This window comes from Phocaeicola faecicola (genome assembly GCF_013618865.1).
Lineage (GTDB): Bacteria > Bacteroidota > Bacteroidia > Bacteroidales > Bacteroidaceae > Phocaeicola > Phocaeicola faecicola.
This window is the reverse complement of the sequence record NZ_JABSOE010000118.1, coordinates 1-4,663: the sequence shown is the minus strand read 5'-3', so window position 1 is coordinate 4,663 and position 4,663 is coordinate 1. Positions and strand designations below refer to the sequence as shown.

At 38.3% G+C, this 4,663-nt stretch carries 4 protein-coding genes and 1 rRNA gene; all 5 read right to left on the bottom strand.

What is annotated here, in order from left to right; translation table 11 throughout:
• Window positions 1–320: 320 nt before the first annotated feature.
• Window positions 321–1,493 (bottom strand): Coenzyme F420 hydrogenase/dehydrogenase, beta subunit C-terminal domain, encoded by a 1,173-nt coding sequence (locus tag H3001_RS18630; protein ID WP_181215744.1) that lies wholly within the window; start codon window positions 1,491–1,493, stop codon window positions 321–323.
• Window positions 1,474–3,087, bottom strand: coding sequence for an MATE family efflux transporter (locus tag H3001_RS18625; protein WP_317170797.1), 1,614 nt, complete (start codon window positions 3,085–3,087; stop codon window positions 1,474–1,476). The genes H3001_RS18630 and H3001_RS18625 overlap by 20 nt, the downstream gene beginning before the upstream one ends.
• A complete protein-coding gene (locus H3001_RS18620; protein ID WP_181215743.1) occupies window positions 3,041–3,475 on the bottom strand; it encodes a BT0820 family HAD-type phosphatase in 435 nt (144 codons plus the stop codon). The genes H3001_RS18625 and H3001_RS18620 overlap by 47 nt, the downstream gene beginning before the upstream one ends.
• 38 nt (window positions 3,476–3,513) lie before the next feature.
• A complete protein-coding gene (locus H3001_RS18615) occupies window positions 3,514–4,161 on the bottom strand; it encodes a hypothetical protein (protein ID WP_181215742.1) in 648 nt (215 codons plus the stop codon).
• Window positions 4,162–4,583: 422 nt separating this feature from the next.
• A 5S ribosomal RNA gene (gene rrf / locus H3001_RS18610) occupies window positions 4,584–4,663 on the bottom strand; the annotation flags it as partial.

Below are 4,663 nucleotides of genomic sequence, written 5' to 3'. Positions count from 1 at the left end.
AATCCTGTCGCTGCAAGCACTTGGCTATGACGGTGGCGAATCTTGTCATAATACATCAATTGAACTTTTTAGACCACAAAGATAAGTCAAAGAACGCTTTAATCAATTATTCGATATAAACTCTAATATATAACGTTTAATAATTCGCTTACAAATGGCTAAAGGATATGTATAATAATAGTAAGAATATCCATATTGAGGCCTATCCAATACCTTTACCTCATGTCCCATTCGTTGCAACACAGTCTGCAAAGCGTAACACTGCAAAATTCCACCGTAATTAGTATGTAATGGCAAAGTCAATATAGCTATTCTCATATCTATTTTAATTTTCTATATAAAGAACGCAAAATACGAATTAATAATCTAGAACTAGTCACATATTGATAAGATTTCTTCAAACCTATTCTAAAAAGTAAATCAAAGAACAAAGTTCTATTTACAGGAGAATTTACAGATCTAGTAATCATTGGATTGTATTTTACAACATCTGACAAGCTCAACGGATATTTGACAATACTGCTTACTTCATCATATTGCTTCCATATAATCGGATTGTGAATAAGCATCAATCCACATCCTTTATCATCATCTATTTCCGGCTTCAATTTATCTATCCCCCAACAGTCAGCCAAAGTAATATCTCCTTGCATATTATCTAATTTAGCAGGACAGGCAAAGCAACTGGGACGCAATGAGAAATCAGATAGAAAAGCATTCATATACATATTTTGATAAAATGGAGTAGACTCTCTTTCCCCATTTTTATATTCAATAGCTACATGATAATTCTTCCATCCATTCTCTTTCGAACGAAAATTTATATTTTGAATGACATCTTTTAATTTCAAAGTTCCTTTAGAAAGAGGCTGGTTTTTATATATATTCTTCACTGACTGATTCAGGTATCCTTTCCAGACTGTCGGGCTAGGCACCCCATGACATATCACATCTACCGCCAGAAGGTTATCATAGGATTTACGTAAAAAGTTCTTCAAACCCGCTATCTGACAGGGAGTACCGGTAAACATTACTTTTCTTCCAGCATCTAAAAAAGATTTAGCTTGGTTAAATGCCTCTCCCAAATTACTCTGCACATATTTTGAACCTCTAAAATAAGAAAGTCCCTCTTTGGTTTCTGTATAATCGTGTACGACCTCCCAATTTTCATTGAAACGTGCTCCAAAAACGACTCCTCCTTTATCAATTACCTTTTCTGCTATGAGCGTAAAAACCCCTCCAGAAGAACTCTGTAGCCTGATTTTTTCATCAGTATTAATCACGGCAAAGACATCAGGCTGGACTTCCTTTTTCTTTGGATGCAGTACCGGGCAGACTTTTTCACATAAACCGCAGTTAATGCATACTTCAGCATTGACTACAGGATATAGAAAACCTTCCTTATCGGCTGATAAGGAAATGCACTGCTTGGGACAAATGGCATAGCAGGCACTGCAGCCACAACAAGCTGATTTATCTTTTATCAGAATCATGAATCTTCAATTTAGCTTTTAAAAGTAAAAACTTTGCAAACAGAAACTGACGTTCACCAGCAGTACATCCCACAAAAACAATACTCAATCCGGAAGCAAGCAGACATACGATTACTACCAAAATAAATCTCAACCAACCATAGGAAAGTATCGAATGTAAAAAACAGGGAACAATTATTGCTAATAAAGTAACAACTATGACATTCAGGCATACTTTCCGGACAAATCTCAATGAAGAGAATTTTTCAACCATATGCTCTAAAAAAGCTAAGCGCAATACCAAACAGGCTAACGCAACTCCAATGGAAACCACATAGACACTTACCGGAGAGAAGTTGCACTTCAAGCAAAGATAAGAAAGAGGGAAGTTCATCATCAGCATACCTCCTACAGCCAACTGATAATTGCGGATACGCCCTGTAGCATTTTGTAAAGTAATCAATGTATTCGACAAGGTATCTATAGCACTCGCAATCAATACCAGCCGAACAAAAGGTACTGTGTATAAAGGATATTCTTTTAACCATAAAGTCAATACAAATTCTGCTTCCAATATCACAGGCAATATAAATACCAACATGATATAATACGAAAAGCGTGAGCCTCGTTCAATCAGGCTGTTCATGTAAGTATAATCCTGAGAGGCATATGACTTGGTTATTTGGGGGGTTAAGGCAACCATAAAATTCCCAACAAATGCACCTATGGCTGTATTTACAGAAACCGCAATTCCTCTTGCAGCATTGACTATCGGGCCTATAAATACATTCAATAGGATATTTACTCCCTGGTCTCTCAAAAGCGAAGCTGTACAGCCAATAAAATTCCATACAGCAAAAGCTCCCATTTCGGAAAAGCACTTATTGTAGAATGTCACTTTTAATTTACATTCCATAAAATGGGAACGGCAATACCACATATAAAATAACTGCAGGGCTATGTTTACCGCAACTAATAATGAGGAATAGCAAATCAGCCGGTCCCCCAGGCCAGGAACATAGGCAATAAACAAGACAATCAATAAGCGCAATAAGATATCCAATATTCCGGCATATGCATATACATTCATATGCTCATGGGAAATAATCGTAGCGTTAAAAGGAACACTAAATAAATTAAAAACAAAAGATATTATAGACGCATGAAATACCCAATTGGCAGCATACAATCTGTCTGCCGGAATAGTCATATGAGTATTGAGAAACCATACTCCCAAGGATTCTGCTAAAATCACAATTAGTATGGCCAATCCAATATGGATAATTAATGAAGTAGAAAAAACTTTCTGCAATTTCTCCATATCGCCCTTCCCTAACTCATAGGTCAGGAATCTGCCGGTTGAAGCCGATAATGAAGACGATATCATGGAAAACATTGCCACAAAACCGCCTACTACATTATAGATACCATAATCCTCTACTCCCAATGCTTGTAACACCACACGGGAGGTGTATAAGGATACAAGCATACCAAACAGCATGCGCACATACAGCAGCAGGGTATTTTTAGCGATACGCTTTGTATTTTCAGATTTCGACTCCATCGGTTTATCTTCCTCCCAAAATTCGTTTCCACAAAGACGGCTTGTACTCATCCATCTCCTTATCCAATTCCTGCAGATAACGGTCGTAACTCCATTTATGAACAACCATTTCATATATCGCTCCCCAATCAGGAAGAGCACCTACGTTCCGGTCGTCAATGAACATGTCTGCCTTCAGCTTACGGCAAGAGCAAGACGGGTTCTCTTTCGGCGCTTCATCCGGATGATTGGCATTCACCGCATAAAACTCCAAGCCTCTCTTACGGCAATATTCTACCGCTTCCTCCAGTAATTCACCTTCGCGCACTGTCCACAAGATCAATAAATGATGCTTCTCCTGAAGCCGCTTCAATGTATCAATGGCAAAGGGAATTTCCTTACCGATATGCGGATAACGATGTTCAACAATGGTTCCGTCAAAATCTACAGCAATAACCATATATAAGTTGTTCGATTTTAAGTTACAGATTTATATATTCAAAAGTCAGATAGAGAATAAGTATCCGGAAGGTTTTCAAAAGTCTCCTTGTTGATGCCCCCGATGGCAATGGTCATATTTCCCATAGCAGTAATCAGGCAACGGTCTCTCGATATACGTACCTGATAGCCTTCCATACCTTTCAGGATTCCCGAAGTAATTTTTACCAGAGAATGGCCGGATGCATAATAGTCAACCGGGTGGGACATAAAACGGATCCGATGCGGTTCCACCTGAGAGAGGTTGATAAAGGGCTGCATGACCCGATCAGGAATAACTGCAGGAACTTTGGTACTACAGTCATTGACCAGATATATCCCCGGAAAATACTCTTTCAGGAAGGCCTGTATCCGAGCTATCTCTCCCTGAATGAATACCAGGCCGGAGATAGTAGGATGTTCCTCTTCCCTGACATGGCTCTTCTTCCGTTTGAATACGGTGGTCTTATGGATAAAAACATTAAACTCCTTGCTTATTCTTTCTACGACTGAATCAACGCGAGAGTGATGTACATAAAGATAACACCAGGAAGAAATACCGTCACCCAAAGGACAAAACTCCAATTCCGGATCATTCGTCTGGAATGGTTCGCTATCAACATTGCCCCCACAGGCTATAGAAAAATTTTCTGTACTATCCAGTGACATCGAATTTCTTTCTATTTTATGTACTGAATGAAGTTAGATTCCCCAAACTTCAATTCCTCTCTATCGTTAATCAAATTAAAAGCTCTGCCCATAAGCTTTCTTGTTTTCATCAAAATATCATCCCCGATAATTGTCAGGAATTTCTACAACATCACAAAAATAAGAAATTTTAATTGAACCCAATGATATATATGTTTATTTTTTCAATAAAGATGTTCAATTTAAGAAATTACAAGATGGTCACAAACGGATCATAGTAAAATGGGAAAATCAGAGAAGCAGGAGTATATAAGCCAGAAAATCAAGGTAAAAGATAATAGAGAAAAGGAATGAATGATTCTTTAGAGGAGTTTTGCAAAAAGTAGAAAAGTATATAAACAAAAAAATCCCCGGGGTGTTGACCACTCCGGGGATTCTGAATAAAACGGCGACTACCTACTCTCCCACAGTCTGCAGTACCATCGGCGTGACGAAGCTTAACTTCTCTGTTCGGAATGGGAAG